The organism is Streptomyces sp. URMC 124 (assembly GCF_051386455.1).
Classification (GTDB): Bacteria; Actinomycetota; Actinomycetes; order Streptomycetales; family Streptomycetaceae; genus Streptomyces.
In genome coordinates this window covers 15,538-41,559 of the sequence record NZ_JBPQTS010000049.1, presented here as the reverse complement: position 1 = coordinate 41,559, position 26,022 = coordinate 15,538, and the positions used below count along the sequence as shown (strand labels likewise).

General features: G+C 71.3%; 23 protein-coding genes and 1 pseudogene. 3 read left to right on the top strand and 21 right to left on the bottom strand.

Annotation, left to right across the window (positions count from 1 at the left end; genetic code table 11):
• The 12 genes and pseudogenes from ACSNOG_RS13390 to rpsD form a co-directional block, all read right to left on the bottom strand.
• Window positions 1-215 (bottom strand): annotated as a pseudogene (locus tag ACSNOG_RS13390) (hypothetical protein); the annotation flags it as partial.
• 197 nt (window positions 216-412) lie between these two features.
• A complete protein-coding gene (gene aroQ / locus ACSNOG_RS13385; RefSeq protein ID WP_436752847.1) occupies window positions 413-868 on the bottom strand; it encodes a type II 3-dehydroquinate dehydratase in 456 nt (151 codons plus the stop codon).
• 14 nt (window positions 869-882) lie between these two features.
• Window positions 883-1,974, bottom strand: coding sequence for a 3-dehydroquinate synthase (gene aroB / locus ACSNOG_RS13380; RefSeq protein ID WP_436752846.1), 1,092 nt, complete (start codon window positions 1,972-1,974; stop codon window positions 883-885).
• 7 nt (window positions 1,975-1,981) lie between these two features.
• On the bottom strand, window positions 1,982-2,527 hold the full coding sequence (locus ACSNOG_RS13375; protein WP_436752845.1) for a shikimate kinase: 546 nt from the start codon (window positions 2,525-2,527) through the stop codon (window positions 1,982-1,984).
• Window positions 2,524-3,708, bottom strand: a complete 1,185-nt coding sequence (gene aroC / locus ACSNOG_RS13370; protein ID WP_436752844.1) for a chorismate synthase — start codon at window positions 3,706-3,708, stop codon at window positions 2,524-2,526. The genes ACSNOG_RS13375 and aroC overlap by 4 nt, the downstream gene beginning before the upstream one ends.
• 195 nt (window positions 3,709-3,903) lie before the next feature.
• A complete protein-coding gene (locus ACSNOG_RS13365; RefSeq protein WP_436752843.1) occupies window positions 3,904-4,746 on the bottom strand; it encodes a shikimate dehydrogenase in 843 nt (280 codons plus the stop codon).
• Window positions 4,746-6,434, bottom strand: a complete 1,689-nt coding sequence (mltG, locus tag ACSNOG_RS13360) for an endolytic transglycosylase MltG (protein ID WP_436752842.1) — start codon at window positions 6,432-6,434, stop codon at window positions 4,746-4,748. The genes ACSNOG_RS13365 and mltG overlap by 1 nt, the downstream gene beginning before the upstream one ends.
• A 130-nt stretch (window positions 6,435-6,564) precedes the next feature.
• Window positions 6,565-7,035, bottom strand: coding sequence for a Holliday junction resolvase RuvX (gene ruvX, locus ACSNOG_RS13355; RefSeq protein WP_179084534.1), 471 nt, complete (start codon window positions 7,033-7,035; stop codon window positions 6,565-6,567).
• On the bottom strand, window positions 7,035-9,704 hold the full coding sequence (gene alaS, locus ACSNOG_RS13350) for an alanine--tRNA ligase (protein WP_436752841.1): 2,670 nt from the start codon (window positions 9,702-9,704) through the stop codon (window positions 7,035-7,037). The genes ruvX and alaS overlap by 1 nt, the downstream gene beginning before the upstream one ends.
• Window positions 9,704-10,033, bottom strand: a complete 330-nt coding sequence (locus ACSNOG_RS13345; protein ID WP_168091323.1) for a DUF6167 family protein — start codon at window positions 10,031-10,033, stop codon at window positions 9,704-9,706. Before ACSNOG_RS13345 ends, alaS begins: the two co-directional genes overlap by 1 nt.
• A gap of 7 nt (window positions 10,034-10,040) precedes the next feature.
• Window positions 10,041-10,481: a DUF948 domain-containing protein gene (locus tag ACSNOG_RS13340; RefSeq protein ID WP_436752840.1), complete on the bottom strand. Its 441-nt coding sequence runs from the start codon at window positions 10,479-10,481 to the stop codon at window positions 10,041-10,043.
• Between the two features lie 214 nt (window positions 10,482-10,695).
• A complete protein-coding gene (gene rpsD / locus ACSNOG_RS13335) occupies window positions 10,696-11,310 on the bottom strand; it encodes a 30S ribosomal protein S4 (RefSeq protein WP_436752839.1) in 615 nt (204 codons plus the stop codon).
• Between the two features lie 188 nt (window positions 11,311-11,498).
• Between rpsD and ACSNOG_RS13330 the strand changes: the two genes are divergently transcribed.
• Window positions 11,499-12,212 carry a DUF2470 domain-containing protein gene (locus ACSNOG_RS13330; protein ID WP_436752848.1) on the top strand — a complete coding sequence of 238 codons (714 nt, stop codon included), beginning with the start codon at window positions 11,499-11,501 and terminating at the stop codon, window positions 12,210-12,212.
• Window positions 12,213-12,327: 115 nt separating this feature from the next.
• On the opposite strand, the gene ACSNOG_RS13325 is transcribed toward ACSNOG_RS13330, so the two are convergent.
• From ACSNOG_RS13325 to ACSNOG_RS13310, 4 genes are all read right to left on the bottom strand, one after another.
• On the bottom strand, window positions 12,328-13,686 hold the full coding sequence (locus ACSNOG_RS13325; protein ID WP_436752838.1) for a replication-associated recombination protein A: 1,359 nt from the start codon (window positions 13,684-13,686) through the stop codon (window positions 12,328-12,330).
• Between the two features lie 84 nt (window positions 13,687-13,770).
• Window positions 13,771-14,433, bottom strand: a complete 663-nt coding sequence (locus ACSNOG_RS13320; RefSeq protein ID WP_436752837.1) for a vitamin K epoxide reductase family protein — start codon at window positions 14,431-14,433, stop codon at window positions 13,771-13,773.
• Window positions 14,434-14,492: 59 nt separating this feature from the next.
• Complete coding sequence (gene hisS / locus ACSNOG_RS13315; protein WP_436752836.1) at window positions 14,493-15,755, bottom strand: histidine--tRNA ligase; 1,263 nt, start codon at window positions 15,753-15,755, stop codon at window positions 14,493-14,495.
• A gap of 10 nt (window positions 15,756-15,765) precedes the next feature.
• Entirely contained in the window at window positions 15,766-16,488 is a 723-nt protein-coding gene (locus tag ACSNOG_RS13310) for an MBL fold metallo-hydrolase (RefSeq protein WP_436752835.1), read from the bottom strand.
• Between the two features lie 185 nt (window positions 16,489-16,673).
• Between ACSNOG_RS13310 and ACSNOG_RS13305 the strand changes: the two genes are divergently transcribed.
• The gene (locus tag ACSNOG_RS13305) at window positions 16,674-17,495 is read left to right on the top strand and encodes a peptidylprolyl isomerase (RefSeq protein ID WP_436752834.1); all 822 of its coding nucleotides are present in this window, start codon (window positions 16,674-16,676) and stop codon (window positions 17,493-17,495) included.
• Between the two features lie 253 nt (window positions 17,496-17,748).
• Window positions 17,749-18,978, top strand: a complete 1,230-nt coding sequence (locus ACSNOG_RS13300; RefSeq protein WP_436752833.1) for a DUF349 domain-containing protein — start codon at window positions 17,749-17,751, stop codon at window positions 18,976-18,978.
• 63 nt (window positions 18,979-19,041) lie between these two features.
• Here ACSNOG_RS13300 and ACSNOG_RS13295 read toward each other — a convergent pair whose 3' ends face one another.
• From ACSNOG_RS13295 to yajC, 5 genes are all read right to left on the bottom strand, one after another.
• Complete coding sequence (locus tag ACSNOG_RS13295) at window positions 19,042-21,558, bottom strand: RelA/SpoT family protein (protein WP_436752832.1); 2,517 nt, start codon at window positions 21,556-21,558, stop codon at window positions 19,042-19,044.
• Window positions 21,559-21,748: 190 nt separating this feature from the next.
• Complete coding sequence (locus tag ACSNOG_RS13290) at window positions 21,749-22,315, bottom strand: adenine phosphoribosyltransferase (RefSeq protein ID WP_436752831.1); 567 nt, start codon at window positions 22,313-22,315, stop codon at window positions 21,749-21,751.
• On the bottom strand, window positions 22,312-23,427 hold the full coding sequence (gene secF, locus ACSNOG_RS13285) for a protein translocase subunit SecF (protein ID WP_436752830.1): 1,116 nt from the start codon (window positions 23,425-23,427) through the stop codon (window positions 22,312-22,314). Before secF ends, ACSNOG_RS13290 begins: the two co-directional genes overlap by 4 nt.
• A gap of 1 nt (window position 23,428) precedes the next feature.
• Entirely contained in the window at window positions 23,429-25,276 is a 1,848-nt protein-coding gene (secD, locus tag ACSNOG_RS13280) for a protein translocase subunit SecD (protein ID WP_436752829.1), read from the bottom strand.
• Between the two features lie 147 nt (window positions 25,277-25,423).
• The gene (yajC, locus tag ACSNOG_RS13275) at window positions 25,424-25,924 is read right to left on the bottom strand and encodes a preprotein translocase subunit YajC (protein WP_436752828.1); all 501 of its coding nucleotides are present in this window, start codon (window positions 25,922-25,924) and stop codon (window positions 25,424-25,426) included.
• Window positions 25,925-26,022: the final 98 nt, after the last annotated feature.

Genomic DNA, 26,022 nt, shown 5'->3' with positions numbered 1-26,022 from the left:
GTCTTCCCGGCGCCGGCCGGGCCGATGAGGAGCACGGCCACGAGCGCGTGGGCGGGATCGACGGGCTGTGCGGCGGGGACCGACGGAAGGGGTGGTACGGGCTGGGGCCCCACCGGCGGACCGGCCGGAGGGTGGCCCGGCGGGTGGCCGTTCAGCCGGCTGCCCGGCCCCTGCCCAGGGGGCGGTGGCAGCGGCGCTCCCACTGCGTGCTGCATCCGGTGGCACTCCGTCTCGTGCGGGCGACTGGCGCGTGGTGAAGGGCCGCGAGGCCGGCCAGGAGGGGAGAGTACCGGAGAGTACCGGGCCCGCCCCCTTGCCCCGGCCGCCGTGGGGTGAACGGCCGGGGAAGGCGGGAAGTGCCCGAAGTGGGCGGTATGGACCGGGAACCGGGCCCGTACGCCCGGCCGCGGCGTCAGCCGGCCGAGACCGGGAGTTCCTCGGCCAGGGCCCGCAGCGCGAGCCGGTAGGAGCCGATGCCGAAGCCCGCGACGGTGCCGCTGGCGACGGCCGCGATCACGGAGGTGTGCCGGAACTCCTCCCGGGCGTACGGGTTGGAGATGTGCACCTCGATGAGCGGCGCGGTGCGCTGGGCGGCCGCGTCGCGCATGGCATACGAATAGTGCGTGAACGCACCGGGGTTGATGACCACGGGGACCGACCCGTCGGCGGCCTCGTGCAGCCAGCGGACGAGCTCGCCCTCGTCGTTGGTCTCGCGCACCTCGACGGCGAAGCCGAGCTCCGCGCCGAGCCGGGCGCACTCCTCGACCAGGCCCTTGTAGGACGTCGAACCGTAGACGTCGGGCTCGCGGGAGCCGAGACGGCCGAGGTTGGGGCCGTTGAGGACGAGGACCTTGCGGAGATCGCTCATGCCGCTCACGCCGCTCACGCCGCGATCTCGGCGTGTGCGGCCAGCAGCATCGCCGGGTCCGGGCCCTCCAGGATCGTCGGCTTGGCCAGACCGTCCAGGACGATGAAGCGCAGCAGGTCGCCGCGGGACTTCTTGTCGACCTTCATGGTCTCCACCAGCCTGGGCCACTGGTCGCCCCGGTAGGTGACGGGCAGGCCCACGGACGTCAGGATCGCCCGGTGCCGGTCGGCCGTCGCGTCGTCGAGGCGGCCGGCGATGCGGCCGAGCTCGGCGGCGAAGACCATGCCCACGGCGACCGCCGCGCCGTGGCGCCAGTTGTAGCGCTCGTTCTTCTCGATGGCGTGGGCGAGGGTGTGGCCGTAGTTGAGGATCTCGCGCCGGCCGGACTCCTTGAGGTCGCCGGAGACGACCTCCGCCTTGACCCGGATCGAGCGCTCGATGAGCTCGGCGGTGTGGGGCCCGGAGGGGGTGCGGGCGGCCTCGGGGTCCGCCTCGATCAGGTCGAGGATGGCCGGGTCGGCGATGAAGCCGGCCTTGATGATCTCGGCGAGACCGCTGACGTAGTCGTTGACCGGCAGCGACTCCAGCGCGGCCAGGTCGCACAGCACGCCGGCCGGCGGGTGGAAGGCGCCGACGAGGTTCTTGCCCTCGGCGGTGTTGATGCCGGTCTTGCCACCGACGGCGGCGTCGACCATGCCCAGCACCGTGGTGGGCACCGCGATCCAGCGCACGCCGCGCAGCCACGTCGCCGCGACGAAGCCGGCGAGGTCCGTGGTGGCGCCGCCGCCCACGCCGACGATGACGTCGGTGCGGGTGAAGTTGGTCTGGCCCAGCGCCTTCCAGCAGTAGGCCGCGACCTCGACGGTCTTGGACTCCTCCGCGTTGGGCAGCTGGATCGCGATGGCCTCGTAGCCCTGCGCGGCCAGGTCCTGGCGGACGGCCTCACCGGTCTCGGCGAGGGCCTCGGGGTGGAGCACGGCGACCCGCTTGGCCTTGGTGCCGATGAGGCCGGGCAGCTCGCCCAGCAGCTGTCGCCCGACCAGGACCTCGTACGGGTCGGTGCCCGCGCTGCCGGCGACCTGGATGCGGGTGGGGGCGTCGGTCATGCGTTCCTCACTGCGTGGTGTCCTGTGTTCGGTCGCCCGGCTGCGGTGCCAGGCCGAGGGCCGCCAGCACCGCGTCGGCGACCTCGTCCGGCGTGCGGCCGCCGGTGGCGACGGTGGCCCGGGCGACCTCCGTGTAGAGCGGGCGGCGGGCCTCCATCAGCTCGCGCCAGCGCTGCCGCGGGTTGACCGCGAGCAGCGGGCGCGGGGCGTCGAGGCCGACGCGCCGTACGGCGTCGGCCAGCTCGACGTCGAGGAAGACCACCGGCAGCCCCGCGAGGAGGGCACGGGTCCCGTCGTCCATGATCGCGCCGCCGCCGAGGGCGAGCACGCCCGGGTGCCCGGCGACGGCGGCGCGCACGGCCTGCCGCTCCAGCTCGCGGAAGTGCGGCTCGCCCTCGTCGATGAAGATCTCCGGGATGGGCTTGCCGGCGGTCCGCTCGATGTCCGCGTCGGTGTCGCGGTAGCCGGTGCCCAGCCGCTGGGCGAGCAGGGCGCCGATGGTGGACTTGCCGGCGCCCGGCGGGCCCACCAGCACGACGAGGGGCGTGGTCACTTGATGGCCAGGTTCTCGAGGTAGCCCTGGACGTTGCGGCGGGTCTCCGCGACGTTGTCGCCGCCGAACTTCTCCGCCACGGCGTCGGCCAGGACGAGGGCGACCATCGCCTCGGCCACGATGCCGGCCGCCGGGACCGCACAGACGTCGGAGCGCTGGTGGTGGGCCTGGGCCGCCTCGCCGGTGGTGACGTCGACCGTGCGCAGGGCGCGCGGCACGGTGGCGATCGGCTTCATCGCCGCGCGGACGCGCAGCAGCTCGCCCGTGGACAGGCCGCCCTCGGTGCCGCCGGAGCGGCCGGAGGTGCGGCGGATGCCGTCCTCGGTGGAGACGATCTCGTCGTGGGCCTTCGAGCCCGGCACCCGGGCCAGCTCGAAGCCGTCGCCGACCTCGACGCCCTTGATGGCCTGAATGCCCATCAGGGCGGCGGCCAGGCGGGCGTCCAGGCGGCGGTCCCAGTGCACGTGCGAGCCCAGACCGACGGGGACGCCGTAGGCCAGGACCTCGACCACGCCACCGAGGGTGTCGCCGTCCTTGTGGGCCTGGTCGATCTCCGCGACCATCGCCTTGCTCGCCGCCTCGTCCAGGCAGCGCACCGGGTCGGCGTCCAGCTTCTCCACGTCCGACGGCTTCGGGTAGACACCCAGCGGAGCCTTGGCCGCCGCCAGCTCGATGACGTGGGAGACGATCTCGATGCCCGCGGTCTCCTTCAGGTAGGAGCGGGCGACGGCGCCGAGCGCGACGCGGGCGGCCGTCTCACGCGCGGAGGCGCGCTCCAGGATCGGGCGCGCCTCGTCGATCCCGTACTTCTGCATGCCCGCCAGATCGGCGTGGCCCGGACGGGGACGGGTCAGCGGCGCGTTGCGCGCCATCGACGCCAGCTCCTGCGGATCCACCGGATCGGCCGCCATGACCTTCTCCCACTTCGGCCACTCGGTGTTGCCCACCATGACCGCGACCGGGGAACCCATCGTCAGTCCGTGACGCACACCTCCGAGGAAGGTGACCTCGTCCCGCTCGAACTTCATGCGCGCGCCACGGCCATAACCGAGCCGCCGCCGGGCCAGGTGGTCCGCCACCATCTCCGTGGTGACCGGGACACCGGCGGGCAGACCCTCCAGCGTCGCCACGAGTGCCGGACCATGCGACTCACCGGCAGTCAGCCAGCGCAACCTGCTCAACGGGACTCCTCTTGCTCGCGCGCCTCGGATCTTGCGGCGTCCGGGTGCGCGGCCCCGGCCCGCCACTCCTGATCCTCCCATGCCGCGGGGGCCGGACCGGCCTCCGGTCCGCGTTGGGGAAGGGACTGCGTCAGGTTCCGGTCAGGAGCGGGGCGGGTTTCCGCCGGCTTCCCGCCGGCTTTCCGCCGGCTTTCCTCAGCCGCGGGCGGCGAGGGCGGCCTCGCCGGCGGCGCGCATGGCGGCCAGCGGGCCCCGGGAGCAGCCGGTCATCCGCTCGACCTGGAGCACCGCCTGGTGGACCAGCAGGTCCAGCCCGCCGAGGACCGCGCCGCCGCGCGCCGACCAGGCCGCGGCCAGCGGAGTGGGCCAGGGCTCGTAGAGCACGTCGAAGAGGGCGCCGGGGCGCTCGGGGACGGCACCGGCGAGCGCGTCGGTCGCCCCGGCCGGGGTGGTGGCGATGACGAGCGGGGCGGCCAGGGCCTCGGCGGCGCGCGACCAGTCCGCGGTGCGGACGGCCACGCCGAGCCGCTCGCCCCACTCGCGCATCTCGGCGGCGCGGGCCTCGCTGCGGACGTAGACGATGACCTCGCCGCTGCAGATGCCGGCCAGGGCCGCGAGGGCCGAGGAGGCGGTGGCGCCCGCGCCCAGCACCGCGGCGGAGGCGGTCCGCGTCACCCCGCGCTCGCGCAGGGCCGCGGCGATGCCGGGGATGTCGGTGTTGTCGCCGAGACGGCGTCCGTCCTCCGTGAAGACCACGGTGTTGACGGCCTCGACGGAGGCGGCCGTGTCACTGACCTCGTCGAGCAGCGGGATCACCGCCCGCTTGAGCGGCATGGTCAGGGACAGCCCCGCCCAGCTGCCGTCCAGCCCGCCGAGGAAGCCGGGCAGCGCGGCCTCGTCCACCTCGAAGCGGTCGTAGGTCCACTCCCCCAGGCCCAGCTCCGCGTACGCGGCGCGGTGCAGGACCGGGGAGAGCGAGTGGGCGATCGGCGATCCGAGCACCGCCGCACGCCGGCGGTGCTCCTGCGACTGGCTCATCACGGCTTCCGGCTCTTGTTGAACTCGTCCACGAGCTTCTGGTGCTCCTGCAGGTTCTTGGTGAACGTCGTCTTCTCGTTGATCGAGACGAAGTAGTACCAGTCGCCCGGCTCGGGATCCATCGCGGCCTTCAGCGCCTGTTCGCCCGGGTTGCCGATGGGGCCGGGGGGCAGGCCCTTGTAGAAGTACGTGTTGTACGGGTTGTCCAGGGCCCGCAGCTGCTTGGGGCTGAGGTCCAGCTTGCTCTGGTTCTTCACGTAGTTGTACGTCGAGTCGAACTCCAGCTTGCCGTTCGTCTCGGTGTTGGTGGGCTTGAGGCGGTTGTAGATGACCCGCGACATCTTGCGGAAGTCGTCGTGCGTCATGCCCTCGGCGTTGACCAGGCTGGCCACGGTGATCAGCTGCAGCGGGGACTTCAGGCCCAGCTCCCGGGCCTTGCCCTCCAGGTCCTGCTTGGCGTAGTTCTCCTTGGCCCGCGCGACCATCTGCTTGAGGATGGTCTCCGGCTTGGTGCCCTTGCCCGCGCTGTACTGCGAGGGGAAGAGGAAGCCCTCCAGCGGGTCCTTGATCTTGGGGTCGGTGTTCGCCCACTCGGGCAGCCCGAGGTCCTTCACCTGGCTCTTGGCGATGCCCTGGGTCGTGCCCGCCGCCAGCCCGAGCTTCTCGTCGATCGCACCGTAGATCTGGACGGCACGGCGGCCCTCGGCGATGGTCAGAAAGTTGGCCGCGTTGGTCATCATCTGGACCGCCGCGGCGCCGGACATCTCCTTGCGCAGGGTGTACGTGCCGGCCTGGATGGCCCCGCCCTTGGGGTTCTTGCCCGCGGCCTCGGTGAAGGCGCCGACGCTCTTGACGACGCCGGCCTCCTGCAGCACCTGGCCCATCTTGGTGAGGCTCGCCTTTTGGGGGATCTCGACCTTGACCTCGCCGGAGCCCTCGCCCGAGTAGTCGGGGGCGGCGGCGAAGTGCGTCTGCCAGTAGTCGTAGGCGAAGTAGCCGCCCCCGCCCACGACGCCGAGCAGGGCCACGGCGACCACCAGGCAGGCGGTGCCGCTGCGGCGCTTGTTCTTCTTGGGCTTCTTGCCCTTGCCGCGCCGGTCGCGGCCGCGGGAGCGCTCCTCGCGGGGCTCGTCGTCCTCGGCCTCGTCGCCGGCGGCGGGCTCGTCGTCCCGCTCGCCCGGGCGTGCCGTGGCGGGGGGCAGGTCGTCGAAGAGGGAGATCTTCTCCTCGTCGGGCTCGGACCACTCCTGCTGCGGCTGGTAGGCCTGGTGCTGCGGCTGCTGCTGCGCCGGGTGGGCCTGCTGCTGGGGCACCTGGGGCTGCTGATGCCCCTGCTGGCCGTGCGGCTGCTGACCGTGCTGCTGCGGATGCTGCTGGTGTTGCTGATGCTGTTGCTGCGGGTGCTGGGGCTGCTGCGGGTGCTGGGGCTGCTGCTGATAGCCGTCGGGCGTGCCGTAGTAGTCGCCCTGGCCACCGCCGTACGTGCCGCCGCCGCCCTGCTGCCCGTACTGCTGCTGACCACCCTGCGACTGCGAGGGGTCCCAGCCGTACTGCTGCTGGTCATGACCGTACTGAGGCTGCTGCGACTGCTGCGGATGCTGCTGCTGTCCGCTGTAGCCCTGGTCCCCGTACAGCGGGTCGTCAGGATGCCACGGTTGGGAGCCGGAGCCCCGGCCGTACTCAGTCATCGATCCCCTAGAGCCGCGCAGCGGCAGCAGGTGGGCGCTCCGAGGAGCGCGGTTCCCAGTCGCCCGGCCGTCGTCGGAGACGTCAGCCGGGCGGCTGCCATGTTCAGCGCGGAACGTTACCGTACTGCGATCAGATGACCACTTCGACGGTCTCGCCCGGGGGCCTGCCGGAGACCTTCTCGGTCTCCAGCGCGTTCTGCAGAATGACGACCGCGGCCGCCTGATCGACGACGGAGCGCCCCTTCTTCGAACTGACGCCCGAAGCGCGCAGGCCCTGCGTGGCCGTCACCGTCGTCATCCGCTCGTCGACGAGGCGCACCGGTACGGGTGCCACACGGCGCGCCATCTCCTTGGCGAAGGTGCGCACCTTGGCCGCGGCCGGCCCCTCCCCTCCTTTGAGGGAACGGGGCAGGCCGACGACGACCTCGATCGGCTCGTACTCCGCGACGATCTCCACGAGCCGCTTGTGGGCCTTGGGGATGTCACGTCCCGGCACGGTCTCCACCGGGGTGGCGAGGATCCCGTCGGGGTCGCACGAGGCGACCCCGATCCGGGCGTCCCCGACGTCGACGGAGAGACGTCTTCCTCGGCGCACGGGGATCAGGCCGCCTCGGCCACGAGACGCTCGACGGCGGCCATGGCCTCGTCGACGGCCTCGGGGTTCTGGCCGCCGCCCTGGGCGACGTCCGGCTTGCCGCCGCCACCGCCACCAAGGGTCTTGGCGGCCGTACGGACCAGGTCACCGGCCTTGAGGCCGCGCTCGCGGGCGGCCTCGTTGGTGGCGATGACCGTCAGCGGACGGCCGCCCGCCACCGTGAACAGGGCCACCACGGCGGCCCGGCCGCCCTGGATGCGGCCGCGCACGTCGAGGACGAGCTTGCGCAGGTCGTCGGCGCCGGTGCCGTCCGGCACCCGGCCGGTGACCAGGGCCGTGCCGTGCACGTCCTTGGCGCCCTCGGCCAGGCCCGCGGCGGCCTGCAGGACCTTCTCGGCGCGGAAGCGCTCGATCTCCTTCTCGGCGTCCTTGAGCTTGGCGAGCATCCCGGAGATCTTCTCCGGCAGCTCCTCCGGGCGGCCCTTGACGAGCTCCTGGAGCTGGGCGACGACCGTGTGCTCCTTGGCCAGGAAGTTGTAGGCGTCGGCGCCGACGAGGGCCTCGACGCGGCGCACGCCCGAACCGATGGACGACTCGCCCAGCAGCTTCACCAGACCCAGCTGGGCGGTGTTGGCGACGTGCGTACCGCCGCACAGCTCCTTGGAGAAGTCGCCGATGGTCACGACGCGTACGCGCTCGCCGTACTTCTCGCCGAACTCGGCGATCGCGCCGGACTTCTTGGCCTCGTCCAGGCTCATGACCTCGGCGTGGACGTCGAGCTCGTGGGAGAGGACCTCGTTGATGCGCTGCTCGACGTCGGTGAGGACCGAGCCGGGCACGGCGGTCGGCGAGCCGAAGTCGAAGCGGAAGCGGCCCGGGGAGTTCTCCGAACCGGCCTGGGCGGCCGTCGGGCCGAGCGCGTCGCGCAGGGCCTGGTGGGTGAGGTGGGTGGCCGAGTGGGCGCGGGCGATGGCGCGGCGGCGCTTGACGTCGATCGCGGCGTAGGCGGAGGCACCGACGGTGACCTCGCCGACCTGGACGACACCCTTGTGGACGTGGACGCCCGGCACGGGCTTCTGCACGTCGCGGATCTCGATCACGGCACCGGTGTCGAGCTTGATGCGGCCGGTGTCGGCCAGCTGGCCGCCGCCCTCGGCGTAGAAGGGGGTGCGGTCGAGGATGACCTCGACGTCGTCGCCCTCGGAGGCGGCCGGCGAGGGCAGGCCGTCGACGAGGAGGCCGACGATCGTGGACTCGTTCTCGGTGCCGGTGTAGCCGGTGAAGTCCGTCGCGCCGGCGGTGTCGGCGACCTCGCGGTAGGCGGACAGGTCGGCGTGACCGGTCTTCTTGGCCTTGGCGTCGGCCTTGGCGCGCTCCCGCTGCTCCTTCATCAGGCGGCGGAAACCGTCCTCGTCCACGGAGAGGCCCTGCTCGGCGGCCATCTCCAGGGTGAGGTCGATCGGGAAGCCCCAGGTGTCGTGGAGCAGGAACGCCTTGTCGCCGGCCAGGACCTTGCCGCCGGCGGCCTTGGTCTCCGTCACGGCGGTGTCGAGGATGTTGGTGCCCGCCTTCAGCGTCTTGAGGAAGGCGGCCTCCTCGGCCAGGGCGACCGTCTCGATGCGCTTGCGGTCGGTCTCCAGCTCCGGGTACTGCTGACCCATCGTCTTGATGACGACGTCGAGCAGCTCGGAGACGACGGGGCCGGTGGCACCCATCAGGCGCATGTTGCGGATGGCGCGGCGCATGATGCGGCGCAGGACGTAGCCGCGGCCCTCGTTGCCGGGGGTGACGCCGTCGCCGATGAGCATCGTGGAGGTGCGCATGTGGTCGGCGACCACGCGCAGCGAGACGTCCGTCTCGTGGGCGGCGCCGTAGCGGACGCCCGTCAGCTCCGTGGCCTTGTCCATGACGACGCGCAGGGTGTCGGTCTCGTACATGTTCTGCACGCCCTGCAGGATCATGGCGAGGCGCTCGAGGCCGAGACCGGTGTCGATGTTCTTCGACGGCAGCTCCCCGAGGATCGGGAAGTCCTCCTTGCCGTCGCCGGCACCGCGCTCGTACTGCATGAAGACCAGGTTCCAGATCTCCACGTAGCGCTCGTCGTTGACGGCGGGGCCGCCCTCGGCGCCGAACTCCGGGCCCCGGTCGTAATTGATCTCGGAGCAGGGGCCGCACGGGCCGGGCACGCCCATGGACCAGTAGTTGTCCTTCTTGCCCAGGCGCTGGATCCGCTCGGCGGGCACGCCGACGACGTCGCGCCAGATGCGCTCGGCCTCGTCGTCCTCGAGGTAGACGGTGATCCAGAGCTTCTCCGGCTCCAGGCCGTAGCCGCCGTCCGCCACGGGAGTCGTGAGCAGCTCCCAGGCGAGCTTGATGGCGCCTTCCTTGAAGTAGTCGCCGAAGGAGAAGTTGCCGCACATCTGGAAGAACGTGCCGTGGCGGGTGGTCTTGCCGACCTCTTCGATGTCCGGCGTGCGGACGCACTTCTGCACGCTGGTGGCGCGCGCGAAGGGCGGCTTGACCTCGCCGAGGAAGTACGGCTTGAAGGGCACCATGCCCGCGGGGACCAGCAGCAGGGTCGGGTCGTCCGCGATGAGCGACGCCGACGGCACGACGGTGTGCCCACGCTCCTCGAAGAAGCGCAGCCAGCGCCTGCGGATTTCAGCCGACTCCATCAGTGGTCCTCTTTCCGGGTGTACGAGTGGTAGGTGTGCTGGGGGTCGATGGCGACGAGGTGGCGCTGACCGGGGAGCGCGCGGTGCTCGGGGGCGGGCGGCGCGGCCGTGAGGCCGAGCGCGTCCTTGAGCGCCGCTTCCCGGTGCGCCATGCCGTCGCGCACGTCCAGCGCGAAGAGCTTGACCTTGCGCCCGGCGATGACCGCGCGGTCGGCGGCCTGCAGGGCCAGGCTCTCCGGAGTGAGCTTGGCGAGCTTCCGGTTGACCTTGGTGGTGGCCCACACACCGGCTGCTACACCGGTCGTGAACCAGAAGGTGCGGCGGAACATTCCTGGGTCAACCCTTCCCACGGGTGCGGCGCCCGGCACGTGCGGACGGCAGGGGGCGGCCGCCGGCCTTGCCGACGAAGACGGAGCCCTCCGGCTCGGGAGCGGCCTTGCGGCCCATCGCCCGCCGCACGCCGTAGCCGAAGGCCGCGACCTTGACCAGCGGGCCGCCGAAGGCGGAGGAGACGGTCGAGGAGAGCGCCGAGGCGTTCGCCGTGACCTCCTGGACGTCCGCGGCGATCGAGTCGACGCGGGCGAGCTGGGTGTGCGCGGAGCGGACCGTCGCCGAGGCGTCGGCGAGGAGCGGCACGGCCTGGTCCGTGACGTCCGCGACCAGTCTGGTGGCCGCCTTGAGCGTCTGCGCGAGCCGCACCAGCACCAAGGCGATGAAGGACACCAGAATGGCCCAGAAGACGGCCACGAGGATCCCGGCCACCTCTCCACCGGACACGATGCACCCGCTCCCTAGCTGGTCTTCGTCGCTGTCTGTACCTGCCCGGCTGTATTTCTGGGCAGGTACTGACCTTATCGCGCCGGGCATCGGGGCCCGCACCGCATTTGCCCCTGCGCCCCGGCCGGTGAAACGCGGCAGCCCGCCGCCCCGCCGGCCGCGAGGACCGGGGAGACAGCGGGCTGAGCGTGAAGGAAGGCCTGCGCCTGCTGGATCAGCGGGCGTAGTACTCGACGACGAGCTGCTCGTCGCAGATGACCGGAACTTCCTTGCGGTTGGGCAGGCGGTCCAGGCGGAAGGCCAGGGCGCCCAGGTTGACCTGCAGGTAGCGCGGGGTCTCACCGTCGGCGGCGAAGCCACCGGCGCGGGCGGTCTCGAACAGCGGCTTGCTGCGGCTGCGCTCGCGGACCATCACGACGTCGTTCGGGGCGACGCGGAAGGACGGCTTGTCGACCTTGCCACCGTTGACCTCGATGTGGCCGTGGACGACCATCTGGCGGGCCTGGTAGATGGTGCGGGCGATGCCCGAACGCAGGACGAGGGCGTCGAGGCGGCGCTCGAGCTCGACCACCAGGGCCTCACCGGTCTTGCCCTCGGCCTTGCGGGCGCGGTCGTAGGCGCGGACCATCTGGCGCTCGCTGATGTCGTACTGGGCGCGCAGACGCTGCTTCTCGAGCAGACGGACCTTGTAGTCGCTGTTCTGCTTGCGGCCACGGCCGTGCTCACCCGGCGGGTAGGGGCGGGCCTCGAAGTACTTGACGGCCTTCGGGGTCAGCGCAATGCCGAGCGCACGAGACTTCTTGACCTTGGGACGCGACTGGTTAGGCACGTTCTCCAGACCTCCGAAATAGGTTAGGTTAGGCTTACCTTACTCAAGGAGATCGCATGTCTCGCCCGGGGAACACCAGTCACATCACGGACAGCACGCAGAAGACCGACGCTCTCGATGGCGCCGACGTGACGGAGGTCCGATCAGATCGTGGTCAGCCGCGTCCCAGCGGACTTGAAATCGCGCGGATGCCGTCAGCAGCCGAGCGCACACGAACTCTCGTACAGAGTACATGCTCCGCGGTGCTGCTGATCCCGGGGGCCGCCGTCACCCGCCCCGACCAGCTGATGCCCGAGGCGCGCAGCGTCGGCCCCGACGGCGAGATCTTCCTCGTCTTCCCCTCCGACAGCCCGGCCGTGCGCGCCGCGACCCACGCCCAGGACGACGAGCTGGCCGCCGTCCTGGAGCTCACCGACGTGGCACCGGTCTCCGTGCCCAACCGCATCCGCGGCCGCGCCTGGGTCTCCGGCTGGGTCACCTGCGTGCCCGGCGTGACCGAGCCCGGCCGGATGATGGTGCGCCTGGAAGTCGGCGAGGCGAGCGTCGACGACCTGTGGGGCGCCGAGGACGTGGAGCCCGAGGACTTCGCCCGGGCCCACCCGGACCCCCTGGTCTGCCACGAGGCGGAGCTGCTGCAGCACCTGCATTCCGGCCACGGCGACCAGGTGCGCGGGCTGTACACGCTCCTCGGCGAGCGGGCCGAGGACGTGCGCCGCGCGGGCGACCGGGCGGTGCCGCTGGCGCTGGACCGCTTCGGGCTGCGCGTGCGGTTCACCCGCGCGGGCGGCGGGACGCCGGCGGACCGCTCCTTCGACGCGCGCTTCGAATTCCCCGAACCGGTCCGCGACGTGGTCGGCCTGCGCCGGGCGATGCACACGTTGTTCGAAGCCGCGGCTGAATGACACCGAGCGGGGGATTGCGCGCCGTCGCGCGGGTTTCAAGGTGCCGGGCAGGCGCCTTGAAACCGCCGCACCGGCCGGACGCCGAACGGACCCGTCCGGCGGTGCCGAAACCTGATCAGCTCTCCTGCTCGCCGCGCAAGCGCGAGCGCACCCGCTCCACCACGTCCGCGTAGCGGGCCTCCGCCCCGTACCGCGTCGGCGCGTAGTACTGCTTGCCCCGGACGGCATCCGGCGCGTACTGCTGTGCCGCAATGCCGCCGGGCAGATCGTGCGGATACACATACCCCTGCGCGTGCCCCAGCTTCTCCGCGCCCTTGTAGTGCCCGTCCCGCAGGTGCGGCGGCACCGGCCCGGCGAGGCCCGCCCGGACGTCCGCGAGGGCGGCGTCGATGGCCAGATACGCCGCATTGGACTTCGGGGCCAGCGCCAGCGCGATGGCCACCTGGCTCAGGGTGATCCTCGCCTCGGGGAAGCCGATCAGCGCGACGGCCTGCGCGCCGGCGACCGCCGTCTGCAGGGCCGTCGGGTCGGCCAGGCCGATGTCCTCGCTCGCGGAGATCATCAGCCGGCGCGCGATGAACCTGGGGTCCTCGCCCGCTTCGATCATGCGGGCCAGATAGTGCAGCGTGGCGTCGACGTCGGAGCCGCGGATCGACTTGATCAAGGCACTCGCGACGTCGTAGTGCTGATCGCCGTCGCGGTCGTACTTCACCGCCGCCCGGTCGACAGACTCCTCAAGCGTCTGCAGGCTGATCTCGGCCTCGCCCTTGGCGATGGCCGAGCCCGCGCCGGCCTCCAGGGCGGTCAGCGCACGGCGGGCGTCGCCGCCGGCGATCCGCAGCAGATGGGCTTCAGCGTCCTCCGGCAGGCTCACCGCGCCGCCGAGCCCGCGCTCGTCGGTGAGGGCGCGGTGCAGCAGCCCCCGCAGGTCGTCGTCGGTGAGGGCCTGCAGGGTCAGCAGCAGGGAGCGGGACAGCAGCGGGGAGATGATCGAGAAATAGGGGTTCTCCGTGGTGGCCGCGATGAGCGTGACCCAGCGGTTCTCCACGGCGGGCAGCAGGGAGTCCTGCTGGGCCTTGCTGAAGCGGTGGATCTCGTCCAGGAAGAGCACCGTCTCCTTGCCGTACCCGCCGGAGGCACGGCGCGCGCCGTCGATGACGGCCCGCACTTCCTTGACGCCGGCGGTGATCGCGGAGAGCTCCACGAAGCGCTTGTTGGTGGCCTGGCTGACGACGTACGCCAAAGTCGTCTTGCCGATGCCGGGCGGGCCCCAGAGGATCACCGACGAGGGCCCGGCCGGGCCGCCGCTGCCCTCCCCCACCAGCCTGCGCAGGGGGCTGCCGGGCTTGAGCAGGTGCCCCTGCCCCACGACCTCGTCGAGGGTGCGGGGGCGCATGCGCACGGCCAGGGGACTGCTCGCCGGGTCTTTCTCCTGGCGGTCCTCTGCGGCGGCGGTGAACAGGTCTGGCTCCACGTTCGAAACCCTATGCCACGCCACTGACAAGGCCGCCGGACCCGTGGTCCGGCGGCCTTGATCAAGCCAGGTGTGCGGCGGGGATCAGGCGGTGCCGCCCGTCCAGAAGTCCCACCAGCGGGTGAGGATCAGCATGCCGATGATGCCGATCCACAGCACCGGCACCACCCAGTGGAACTCCAGGACCGCGCGGCGCAGGCCCTCCGGCACCGGGATGAAGCGGTGGCGGATGTTCTGCACGGTCACGTAGCAGAACATGACGATCGTGGCGACCCAGGCCAGGCAGCACCACAGGCACAGCGACCCGATGACGTACAGCGACTGGTACTGGAGCCAGGTGACGAAGCCGACGCCGAAGAGACAGCCGGCCTCCATGCCCAGCCAGTACCACCGCGGGAGGCGGGCGCCCGAGAGCAGCGCCAGCCCGATCGCGATGATGATGCCGTAGCAGACGAGCCCCAGCATCGGGTTGGGGAACCCGAAGGCGTGAGCCTGCTCGCTCTCCATGATGTTGCCGCAGGAGACGATCGGGTTGAGGCTGCACCCGGGGGTGAAGGTCTTCCCGACCGCCCTCGCCTCGAGGATCTTGTTCTTGTCGATCGTGATGACCCAGGCGGCGAGCAGCCCCAGCGCACCCGTGATGACGAGCAGCAGCGCGAAGGCGCGGCTGCTGCCGGCGGCGCCCGTCACGGGGCCGTCCCGCTCCTCGCCGTCGGTGTCGGAGCGGTCGAGTGCCGAAGTGGTCATATCGCCGTTGATCCCATCAGTCGGTCCCTGGCGCCCATTCTGCACCAGGGAACGGGCAATCAGCCCTGCTTGGCCAGGACTTCACCCACGACGGAGGCCAGCGCGACGGACGTCTGCTCGCCGCTCTCCAGGTCCTTGAGCTGCACGATTCCCTCGGCCAGGTCGCGCTCGCCCGCGATCACCGCGAAGCGGGCACCGGAACGATTGGCCGACTTCATCGCGTTCTTCAGGCCCTTGCCGCCGAACGCGAAGTCGGTGGCGACGCCGTTGCGGCGCAGCTCGGTGACCACGCCGAAGAGGACCTTGCGGGCCTCCTCGCCCAGCGGGACCGCGTAGACGTCGGTCGGCGAGGGCAGGTCGAGGGCGATGCCCTCGGCCTCCAGGGCGAGGACCGTGCGGTCCACGCCGAGCGCCCAGCCGACGGACGGCAGCGCGGGGCCGCCGATCATCTCGGACAGGCCGTCGTACCGGCCGCCGCCGCCCACCGCGGACTGCGAGCCGAGGCCGTCGTGGACGAACTCGAAGGTGGTGCGGGTGTAGTAGTCGAGGCCGCGCACCAGCTTGGGGTCGTCCTCGAAGTCGACGCCCGCGGCGGTCAGCAGCTCGCGCACCTGCTCGTGGTAGGCCTTGCAGGCCTCGCACAGGTGGTCGCGGAAGAGCGGCGCGCCCACCAGCTGCTTCTGGACGTCCTCGCGCTTGTCGTCCAGGACGCGCAGCGGGTTGATCTCGATGCGGCGGCGGGTGTCCTCGTCCAGCTCCAAGCCGCGCAGGAAGTCCTGCAGGGCGGCACGGTAGACGGGGCGGCACTCCTTGTCGCCGAGGGAGTTCAGCAGGAGGCGGAAGTTCGCCAGGCCCAGCGACTTGTACGCGTCGACGGCCAGGATGATCAGCTCGGCGTCCAGCGCCGGGTCCTCGGCGCCGATGGCTTCCGCGCCGACCTGCGAGAAGTGGCGGTAGCGGCCCTTCTGCGGGCGCTCGTAGCGGTAGTACGAGCCGGAGTACCAGAGCTTGACGGGCAGGTTGCCGTCCTTGTGGAGGTTGCCCTCCAGTGCCGCGCGCAGCACGGAGGCGGTGCCCTCGGGGCGCAGGGCGAGCTGGTCGCCGCCGCGCGTGGTGAGGGTGTACATCTCCTTGGTCACGATGTCGGTCGACTCGCCGACGCCGCGGGAGAACAGCTCGACCTGCTCGAAGCCGGGGGTCTCGACGTAGCCGTAGCCGGCGCGCTTGAGCGGGGCCGCGATGGCCTCGCGGACCGCGAGGTAGACGGCGGAGGTGGGGGGCTTGAGGTCGTAGGTGCCCTTGGGGGCCTTGAACGTACTCACGGGAAAATCGTCACATTCCTCTTCGCGGAGCGGCGGTAGGGCCGCCTCCGGAGCCGCGCAGCGTGTCCGCCACTTCCCGAAGGTACGGGTTGGTGGCGCGCTCGCGGCCGATGCTGGTCTGGGGGCCGTGGCCGGAGAGGACCACCGTCGAGTCGTCCAGGGGCAGGCACACGCGTGCCAGCGACCGGAGCATCTCGGCGTGGTCACCGCCCGGCAGGTCGGTGCGTCCGATGGAGCCGGCGAACAGCAGGTCGCCCGAGAAGAACACCGAGGGGATCTCGGAGGTCTCGGGCATCCGGAAGGTCACCGACCCCTGGGTATGGCCGGGCGCGTGCGCGACGGTGAACTCCAGCCCCGCGAGGTCGAGGCGGGAGCCGTCGGTCAGCTCCTTGACGTCGTCGGGCTCCCCGACCGTCAGCTCGCCCATGAGCTGCTGACCGATGGAGCGGCCGAGGGCCTTCTCCGGGTCGCTCATCATGTAGCGGTCGGCGGGGTGGATCCAGGCCGGGACGTCGTGGGCGCCGCACACGGGGACGACCGAGGCGACATGGTCGATGTGGCCATGGGTGAGGACGACGGCGACGGGCTTGAGCCGATGCTTCTTGAGCGCCTCCTCGACCCCGGGGGCCGCCTGGTGGCCCGGGTCGATGATCACGCACTCCTCGCCGGCGGCGGGGGCGACCAGGTAGCAATTGGTCCCCCAGGCCCCGGCGGGGAACCCGGCAATCAGCACGTTCGTCCTTAATGATCGACCAGCAGAAATTCATCAGCGGTGCGGCCGGGGCGCCCCACGGGATCACCGGCTGCGAACAAGAGCCTACCGGCGGCACTCCCGCGGCCGCGAACCCGTATACGGTACGGGCACACCAGCAACACAGGGCTCATGACATGGACAAGTCGGTATGAGGAGTAGACCCGGTGGTCAGTAACGAGCAGCGGCGGCGGCAGCTCGCCCGGGAGAAGTTCGAGCGGCAGCAGCAGCGTCGCGAGGAGGCCCGGCGCAAGGGCCGCCGGCGGAACGCGGTGATCGCCGCCGCCCTCGCGGTGGTGCTGGCGGCGGGCGCGGGCGCGTACGCCACGGGCGCGCTGTCCGGTGACGGCAAGAAGGACAGCACCGACGCCGCGGCCCCGGACGCCTCCAAGGCCCCCTCCAAGGGTCCCGACCCGTGCGCCAAGCCCGCCCCGGGCTCCCCCGGCACGAAGACGTGGAAGTCGGAGCCGGAGGTGAGCATCGACAAGTCCGCGTCGTACGCGATGGACTTGAAGACCACCTGCGGCACGATCGACGTCAAGCTCGACGCCGCGAACGCCCCGCACACGGTCAACTCGTTCAACTTCCTGGCCGGCGAGGGCTACTTCGACCACACCAAGTGCCACCGCCTGACCACCAGCGGCATCTACGTGCTGCAGTGCGGCGACCCCAAGGGCCTGGGCAACGGCGGACCGGGCTACACCCTGCCCGACGAGAACCTCAAGGACTCCAGGCTCAAGGGGAACGTCTACCCCGCGGGCACGGTCGCGATGGCCAACACCGGCCAGCCGCACACCGGCGGCAGCCAGTTCTTCCTCGTCTACCAGGACAGCCCGCTGCCGCCCACGTACACGCCCTTCGGCACGATCGGTGCAGAGGGCATGAAGACGCTCAAGAAGATCGCCGGTGCGGGCGAGTCGTGGGGGGCCGGCGACGGCGCCCCGAACGCGACGGTGGTCATCGACAAGGCGGCGGTCGCCAAGTCCTGAGGCCGTCCCGGCGCTCCGATCAGGCCTCCGGCGCCCGGCCGTTGCCCGCGGAGCGAAATTTCGGTCGCGCGGGATACGGACAGCCAGGGCGCCGGTCGCCTATGTTGGCGTTGTGTAGGGTGCCTGATCCGACGGCTATCCGCACCCGAATGATCAAGCCGTCGGACCGGCCAGGGCGCGGCCCTGCCCGGAACAACTGTGGACGATGCGCGAGGGCCGCACGCCGGCCTCGGCATCATGTGGAGGAGGCGCTGTGAGCAGCGACCCATGGGGCCGCGTCGACGAGACGGGGACCGTGTACGTGCGTACTGCCGACGGAGAGCAGGTCGTCGGATCGTGGCAGGCCGGGTCTCCCGAGGAGGCCCTTGCTTACTTCGAGCGCAAGTACGAGGGCCTGGTCGTCGAGATCGGCCTCCTCGAGAAGCGGGTCAAGACCACCGACCTGTCGGCCAAGGACGCGACGGCCGCGATCGACCACCTGCGCACGCAGGTCGACGAGCACCACGCCGTCGGTGACCTCGACGCGCTGCGCGTCCGGCTCGACAAGCTCGTCGCGACGGTCGAGGCGCGCCGCGAGGAGCGCAAGGCCGCCAAGGCCAAGCAGGCCGACGAGGCCCGTACGGCCAAGGAGGCGCTGGTCGCCGAGGCCGAGGAGCTGGCGGCGAGCGAGCAGTGGCGCTCGGCCGGCGAGCGGCTGCGCGCCCTGGTCGACACCTGGAAGGGCCTTCCGCGCCTGGACCGCAAGGCCGACGACGAGCTGTGGCACCGCTTCTCGCACGCCCGCTCGGCGTTCTCCAAGCGGCGCAAGGCGCACTTCGCCTCCCTCGACGCCCAGCGCGAGGACGCCCGCAAGGCGAAGGAGAAGCTCGTCGCCGAGGCCGAGTCGCTCTCCGGCTCCACCGACTGGGGCCCGACGGCCGCGCGTTACCGCGAGCTGATGGCGGAGTGGAAGGCCGTCGGCCGTGCCCAGCGCGAGGCGGAGGACGACCTGTGGAGCCGCTTCCGCGGCGCGCAGGACGTCTTCTTCCAGGCCCGCAGCGAGGTCTTCGCCGAGCGCGACGCCGAGCAGCAGGTCAACCTGACGCACAAGGAGGAGCTCGCGGTCGAGGCCGAGAAGCTGCTGCCCGTCACCGACCTGAAGGCGGCCCGCGCGGCGTTCCGTTCGATCAACGAGCGCTGGGAGGCCATCGGCCACGTGCCGCGGGACGCCCGCCCGAAGATCGAGGGCCGGATGCACGCGGTGGAGCGCGCCATCCAGGAGGCCGAGGAGGCCGAGTGGCGGCGTACGAACCCGGAGGCGCGGGCCCGTGCGGCCGGTCTGACGGGCCAGCTCCAGGCCGCCGTCGACAAGCTGCAGGAGCAGGTCGACAAGGCGCGTGCCGCGGGCAACGACGCCAAGGCCGACAAGCTCGCCAAGGAGCTGGAAGGCCGTAAGGCCCTGCTGGACCAGGCCCTGAAGGGGCTGGAGGAGTTCGGCGGCTGAGAAACGGCCACATGAGTAAGGGGCTCCGGCAATTGCCGGAGCCCCTTACTCATGCGTGGACGCTTACGGCCGGCGGGCCGACGTCACGCGGTAGACGTCGTACACGCCCTCCACACCCCGTACGGCCTTCAGGACGTGACCGAGGTGCTTGGGGTCGCCCATCTCGAAGGTGAAGCGGGACGTGGCCACCCGGTCGCGGGATGTCTGCACGGCCGCGGACAGGATGTTGACGTGCTGGTCGGACAGGACGCGCGTGACGTCCGACAGCAGGCGGGAGCGGTCCAGCGCCTCGACCTGGATGGCGACCAGGAAGACCGAGGACTGGGTGGGCGCCCACTCGACGTCGATGATCCGTTCGGGCTGCTGCGAGAGCGACTCGACGTTGACGCAGTCGGCGCGGTGCACCGAGATGCCGTTGCCGCGGGTGACGAAGCCGATGATGGGGTCGCCGGGCACCGGTGTACAGCACCGGGCGAGCTTCACCCAGACGTCCTCGACACCCTTGACGATCACGCCGGGGTCGGCGCTGGAGCGCCGCTTGGAGCGGCCGCGGATCGGGGCGGTCTCCTCGATGTCCTCGGTGGCGGCGTCCTCGCCGCCGAGCGCCTGGACCAGCTTCTGCACGACGCCCTGCGCCGCGACGTGGCCCTCGCCGATGGCGGCGTAGAGGGAGGAGATGTCGGGGTAGCGCATCTCGTGCGCGAGGGTGACCAGGGAGTCGCCGGTGAGGATCCGCTGGATCGGCAGGTTCTGCTTGCGCATGGCGCGCGCGATGGCGTCCTTGCCCTGCTCGATGGCCTCGTCGCGGCGCTCCTTGGAGAACCAGGCCCGGATCTTGTTGCGCGCGCGGGGGGACTTGACGAAGCCCAGCCAGTCGCGGGACGGGCCGGCGCCGGGCGCCTTGGAGGTGAAGACCTCCACCAGATCGCCGTTGTCGAGGGTGGACTCCAGCGGCACGAGACGCCCGTTGACCCGGGCCCCTATCGTGCGGTGGCCGACCTCGGTGTGGACGGCGTAGGCGAAGTCGACCGGGGTGGCCCCGGCCGGGAGCGCTATGACATCGCCCTTGGGGGTGAAGACGAAGACCTCGTTGCGGGAGAGGTCGAAGCGCAGGGACTCCAGGAACTCGCCCGGGTCCTCGGTCTCCTTCTGCCAGTCCAGCAGCTGCCGCAGCCAGGCCATGTCATTGACGGTGTCCTGGTTCTTGCCGGCGTTCTTGGGCACGTCGGTGCGGACCTTGGAGGCTCCGGCGACGGCCTCCTGCTTGTACTTCCAGTGCGCGGCGATGCCGTACTCGGCGCGGCGGTGCATGTCGAAGGTGCGGATCTGCAGCTCGACGGGCTTGCCGCTGGGCCCTATGACCGTCGTGTGCAGCGACTGGTACATGTTGAACTTGGGCATCGCGATGTAGTCCTTGAACCGCCCCGGGACCGGATTCCACCGGGCGTGGACGGTGCCGAGCGCCGCGTAACAGTCGCGGACGGTGTCGACGAGGACGCGGATGCCCACCAGGTCGTAGATCTCGGCGAAGTCGCGGCCCCGCACGATCATCTTCTGGTAGACGCTGTAGTAGTGCTTCGGGCGGCCGGTGACGGTGGCCTTGATGCGGGCGGCGCGCAGGTCGGCCTGGACCTCGTCGGTCACGACGGCCAGGTACTCGTCGCGCTTGGGGGCCCGCTCGGCGACGAGGCGGACGATCTCGTCGTACATCTTGGGGTAGAGGATCGCGAAGGCGAGGTCCTCCAGCTCCCACTTGATGGTGTTCATGCCCAGCCGGTGCGCCAGCGGGGCGTAGATCTCCAGGGTCTCGCGGGCCTTCTTCTCCTGCTTCTCCCGCTTGAGGTAGCGCATGGTGCGCATGTTGTGCAGGCGGTCGGCGAGCTTGATGACCAGGACGCGCGGGTCCTTGGCCATGGCGACGACCATCTTGCGGACGGTCTCGGCCTGCGCGGCCTCGCCGAACTGCACGCGGTCGAGCTTGGTGACGCCGTCCACCAGCAGGGCGACCTGGTCGCCGAAGTCGCGGCGCAGGTCGTCCAGGCCGTACTCGGTGTCCTCGACGGTGTCGTGCAGCAGGCCGGCCATCAGCGTGGCCGGATCCATGCCGAGCTCGGCGAGGATCGTCGTCACCGCGAGGGGGTGGGTGATGTACGGATCGCCGCTCTTGCGCTTCTGGCCGCGGTGCCAGCGCTCGGCGACCTGGTAGGCGCGCTCGATCTGGCGCAGGGTCGTCGCGTCGGCCTTCGGATCGTTTCCGCGCACGATGCGCAGGAGCGGTTCGAGGACGGGGTTGTACGGGCTGGAGCGCTGGACGCCGAGGCGGGCGAGGCGGGCCCGGACGCGGCTGGAGGAGCCGGGGCGGGGAGCGCCGGCCGGGGGCGTGGGCCGTCCGGGTGACGTGCCCGCGACGGCCGGGAGCTGGCTCTTCGGGCCGCTGCCGGCCCCGGCGCCGGCCGGCGGCCGGGGCGTGGACTCAGGCGCGCTCTGCGGGCGGCCCTTGGGCGTACCCGTGGCCGCCGCGGCCTCGGGAGACGGCTTGTCCTGCTGTGCGGCGGTGAGCGGCTGGGCCTCGTCTGGCAAGAGCACTCCTCATGCGGGGTCCGGCCCCCCGATAGGTCCGGACAACCATGGTATCGACCCCGGCGGCGGGGCTGCCGCGCGCCCGGCTGTGCTCAGAAGAACGCGAGGCGGGCCCCGGGGTCTTCCCCGGGGCCCGCCTCGCGTGGTGCGGTGTGTGCCCGCTCTGCCCTGCATCGCAGGTCAGAGCACGTCAGACCGTGATCAGCGCCTCCAGCGGGGCGTCGCCGAGGGCGTCCGCGATCCGCTCGCGGCCGGGCAGGAAACCCAGCTCCATGAGCACCACGACACCGGCGACCTCGGCGCCGGCCCGGCGGATCAGCCGGAGCGAGGCCTCGGCGGTGCCGCCGGTGGCCAGCACGTCGTCGATGACGAGGACGCGGTCGCCGGGGCCGACGGCGTCGGCGTGCATCTCGATCTCGGCGGTGCCGTACTCCAGCTCGTAGGCCTGGGCCAGCGTGGCTCCGGGGAGCTTGCCGGCCTTGCGCACCGGCACGAAGCCGAGGCCCGCGCGGACGGCGGCCGGGGCGCCGAGGATGAAGCCCCGGGCCTCCAGGCCGACGACCTTGGTGGCGCCGTGGCGCTTGCACAGCGCGGCGAGCTCGTCGGTCAGGGCGGCGAACGCCGTGGCGTCGGCGAGCAGGGGGGTGATGTCCTTGAACATCACGCCCGGCTTCGGATAGTCCGGCACGTCGTGGATGTGCCCCAGGAGCAGGTCACGCAGCTTCTCGTCGGCCGTGCCGACGCCCGTGGCGCTCATCGGCGCTTGCCCTGGGGACGGCTGCCGCGGGAGCGCGCAGCCGACTGGCGGGGGGCGACGACGCCGCCCGCGGCGTCCTCCGGCTCCTCGTCCTCGCCGCCGGGGACCTCATCGCGCGGGTCCTCGCCGGACTCGCCCTTGGCGGCCTGGGCGGCGCGCTTGGCGCGCACCCGCTTGGCCAGGGCCTTCATCTGCGGGTCGCGCTCCTTGAAGTCGGCGACCAGCGGGGTGGCGATGAAGATCGAGGAGTAGGCGCCGGCCGCGAGGCCGACGAACAGGGCGAGCGAGATGTCGTTGAGCATGCCCGCGCCGAGGAAGCCGCCGCCGATGAACAGCAGGCCCGCGACCGGCAGCAGCGCGACCACCGTGGTGTTGATCGAGCGCACCAGCGTGCCGTTGAGGCTGCGGTTGGCGATCTCGCTGTACGTGAAGCGGGTCTGCTTCGTGATGTCCTTCGAGCTCTCCTTCAGACCGTCGAAGACGACGACGGTGTCGTAGAGGGAGTAACCGAGGATGGTGAGCAGGCCGATCACGGTGCCCGGGGTGACCTCGAAGCCGACCAGCGCGTAGACGCCGACGGTGATGGTGAGGTCGTGGATCAGGGCCACCAGCGCGGCGAGCGCCATGCGCCACTCGAAGGCGATCGCCAGGTAGATCACCACGAGGATCATGAAGACCGCGAGGCCGGTCCACGCCTTGTTGGCGATCTGGTCGCCCCAGCTGGGGCCGACGATGTCGGTGTTGACCTTGTCCGTGGAGACGCCGAGCTTCTTGGCGAGCGCCTCCTGGGTGGCGCGCGACTGCTCGGTGGTGACGTCGCTGACCTGGATGCGCAGCGGGCCGTTGCCGAGCTTCTGGGCGATCGCGGTGTGGCCGGAGGCCTCTTCCGCGATCTCCCGGGCGGACTCGGCCGAGACCGAGGTGCTGGGCGTGGTGAAGACCGCGCCGCCGGAGAACTCGATGCCCATGTTCAGGCCGCGCACCGCCAGGCCGACGATGGCCGTGATGGTGATGAGGATCGAGATGCCGTACCAGATCTTCCGCTTGCCCACGAAGTCGTAGCCGACCTCGCCGCGGTAGAGCCGGGCGCCGAGATTGCCGAGCTTGGACATCTCACGCCTCCTTGGGGTCGACGGGGGCGGAGGGGCGGCGGCGGGAGGCCCGCAGCGGCGGCTTCACGCCGAGCCGCTTGGGGTCGAGCCCGGACCACGGGTGGCCGCTGGCGAAGAACTTGCGCCGGGCGAGGAGCGTCATCAACGGCTTGGTGAAGAAGAAGACCACGACGACGTCGAGGAGGGTGGTCAGGCCGAGCGTGAACGCGAAGCCCTGCACCTTGCCGACGGTGACGACGAAGAGCACCGCGGCGGCCAGGAAGGAGACGAAGTCGGAGACCAGGATCGTGCGCCGGGCGCGCGGCCAGCCGCGCTCGACGGCCGGGCGCAGGGTGCGCCCCTCGCGGATCTCGTCGCGGATGCGCTCGAAGTAGACGATGAAGGAGTCGGCGGTGATGCCGATCGCGACGATCGCACCGCAGACGGCCGGCAGGTTCAGCGCGAAGCCGATGGCCTGGCCGAGCAGCACCATGATCGTGTACGTGAGGATCGCCGAGGCCAGGAGGCTGGCGAGGGCGACGAGCGCGAGACCGCGGTAGTACGCGACCAGGTAGACGATCACCAGGCCGAGGCCGATGGCGCCGGCGAGCAGACCGGCGCGCAGCTGCTCACCGCCGAGCGCGGCGGTGACCGTCTGCTCGGTGACGACCTCGAAGGACAGCGGCAGGGCGCCGTAGGACAGCACGTTGGCGAGGTCCTGGGCGCTGGCCTGGGTGAAGCCGCCGGAGATCTCCGCCTGGCCGCCCGTGATCGAGGTGGAGACGGAGGGGTCGGAGACGACCTCGCCGTCCAGGACGATCGCGAACTGGTTCTGCGGGGACTGCTTGCCCGCGAGCTGGCCGGTGACGTTGGCGAACTTCTTCGAGCCGCTGGAGTCGAACTTCAGCTGGACGAGCCAGCCGCGGCCCTGCTGGCTGTCGAAGACGGCGTCGGCGCCGGTGACGCCAGTGCCCTCGACGGAGACCGGGCCGAGGATCTCCTTGGCCGAGCCGTCCTTCTTGCAGGCCACGATGACGTCGGTGCCCAGCGCGCCGGCCGCGGCCTCGCTCGCCTTGGAGCGGCCCTCGGGGGTGGTGCAGTCCAGGGCGTCGAGCTTCTTCTGCAGCGCGGCGACGTCGGCCGGGGAGGGCGTGGGCTCCTTGGACTTGTCGTCCTTCTTGCCCTCGTCCTTCTTCGCGTCGCCGTTCTTCCCGTCCTTCGCCTTGTCGTCCTTGGCGACGGCCGAGGCGGACGGGGTGGCGTCGGCCTTGACGGCGTCGGTGACCGGGCGGCCCTGCTGGCGCGGGCTCGCGCTGGAGGAGGGGTTCGCCGAGGACGAGGCGGAGGCGGAAGGCGAGCCGGACGGCTTGGTCTTGCCGTCCTTGTCCTTGGCGTCCTTGTCCTTGGCGTCCTTGTCCTTGCCGGGGGACGAGGCGTTGGGAGTGGGCTCGGTCCTGGCACCGGGGGCCATGGACAGCACGGGGCGGAAGCCGAGCTTGGCGGTGGTTCCGACCTGCTGGCGGGCCTGCTTCGCGTTCGTCCCCTTGGGGATGTTCACGATGATGTGGTTGTCGCCCTGCGTCTGGACCTCGGCCTCGGTGACGCCCAGACCGTTGACACGCCGCTCGATGATGCCGACCGCGGTGTTCATGTTGGTCGGGTTGATCGCATTGGGCTTGCCGGGCTCGTTCTTGGCCTCCAGCGTGAAGCTGGTGCCGCCCGCGAGGTCGATGCCCAGCCGCGGCGTGGTGCGCCCTGAGGCGAACATCCCCCCGGTGAGCGCCACCATGGCGATCAGGATCAGGGCCAGGACCCTGCCCGGCCTGCCCTGGCCGCCCGGGGACCTGCGGCCCTTCTTCGGTGCTGCCACCTTGTCGTTTCTCCCTGTCCAACCGCCCGGTTCCGTGCGTTCGCCGGACGGCCACGAATGTAGTGGGGACCTGCCCCCCGCCGGAGCCTAGACCGTCAGGGAACCGCGGCGCACTGCTCCAGCAGTGCGCCGCGGTTCCCCGAGGAACTACTTCGCGTCGGCGTCGCCGTCCTGCTTGCCGTCCCGCTTGGCGTCCTTGGCGTCGTCGGCGGCCGGCTCGGCGGCCTTGGCCTCCGGCTCGGCGGCCTTCTCGGCCTCGGCGGCCTCGCCCTTGCCCAGGTCGATCTTCTTGTCGGCCGGGGCCTCGGTCTCGGTCAGCGACGAGGCGTCGTCCGGGACGACAGGGGTCTCGGACTCGTGCGGCTCGACGCCGTGGACGATGCGGTTGTACTCGGCGTCCTCCAGGACGGCGCCGATGGCGTTCTTCGCGTAGATCGCGTGGACGCCCGGGGCCACCTCGAGGAGGACCGTGTCGTCGTTGACCTCCTTGACGGTGGCGTACATGCCGCCGATCGTCCGCACACCGGTGCCCGGCTGCATCTGGTCGCGCATCTGCGCCGCCTGGCGCTGCTTGTTCTTGGCCGATCGCGTCATCAGGAACATGGCCCCGATGAGCACGATGAACGGCAGGAGAGTCACGATATTCACGGGACGGGGTTTCCTTCACACGACCGCGGGGGTGCGGCCTTCTACGGGGGTGGTATGCCGCGCCGGTACCGGACGGCATCGGCGGAGTCTAAGCGAGT

What these genes read in the sequence shown, in the direction of transcription:
- aroQ (WP_436752847.1), bottom strand. Translation starts at nt 868, where the DNA reads ATGAGCGATCTCCGCAAGGTCCTCGTCCTCAACGGCCCCAACCTCGGC.
- aroB (WP_436752846.1), bottom strand. Translation starts at nt 1,974, where the DNA reads ATGACCGACGCCCCCACCCGCATCCAGGTCGCCGGCAGCGCGGGCACC.
- ACSNOG_RS13365 (WP_436752843.1), bottom strand. Translation starts at nt 4,746, where the DNA reads ATGAGCCAGTCGCAGGAGCACCGCCGGCGTGCGGCGGTGCTCGGATCG.
- mltG (WP_436752842.1), bottom strand. Translation starts at nt 6,434, where the DNA reads ATGACTGAGTACGGCCGGGGCTCCGGCTCCCAACCGTGGCATCCTGAC.
- alaS (WP_436752841.1), bottom strand. Translation starts at nt 9,704, where the DNA reads ATGGAGTCGGCTGAAATCCGCAGGCGCTGGCTGCGCTTCTTCGAGGAG.
- ACSNOG_RS13345 (WP_168091323.1), bottom strand. Translation starts at nt 10,033, where the DNA reads ATGTTCCGCCGCACCTTCTGGTTCACGACCGGTGTAGCAGCCGGTGTG.
- ACSNOG_RS13330 (WP_436752848.1), top strand. Translation starts at nt 11,499, where the DNA reads ATGCCGTCAGCAGCCGAGCGCACACGAACTCTCGTACAGAGTACATGC.
- ACSNOG_RS13320 (WP_436752837.1), bottom strand. Translation starts at nt 14,433, where the DNA reads ATGACCACTTCGGCACTCGACCGCTCCGACACCGACGGCGAGGAGCGG.
- ACSNOG_RS13290 (WP_436752831.1), bottom strand. Translation starts at nt 22,315, where the DNA reads ATGAGCGCCACGGGCGTCGGCACGGCCGACGAGAAGCTGCGTGACCTG.
- secF (WP_436752830.1), bottom strand. Translation starts at nt 23,427, where the DNA reads ATGTCCAAGCTCGGCAATCTCGGCGCCCGGCTCTACCGCGGCGAGGTC.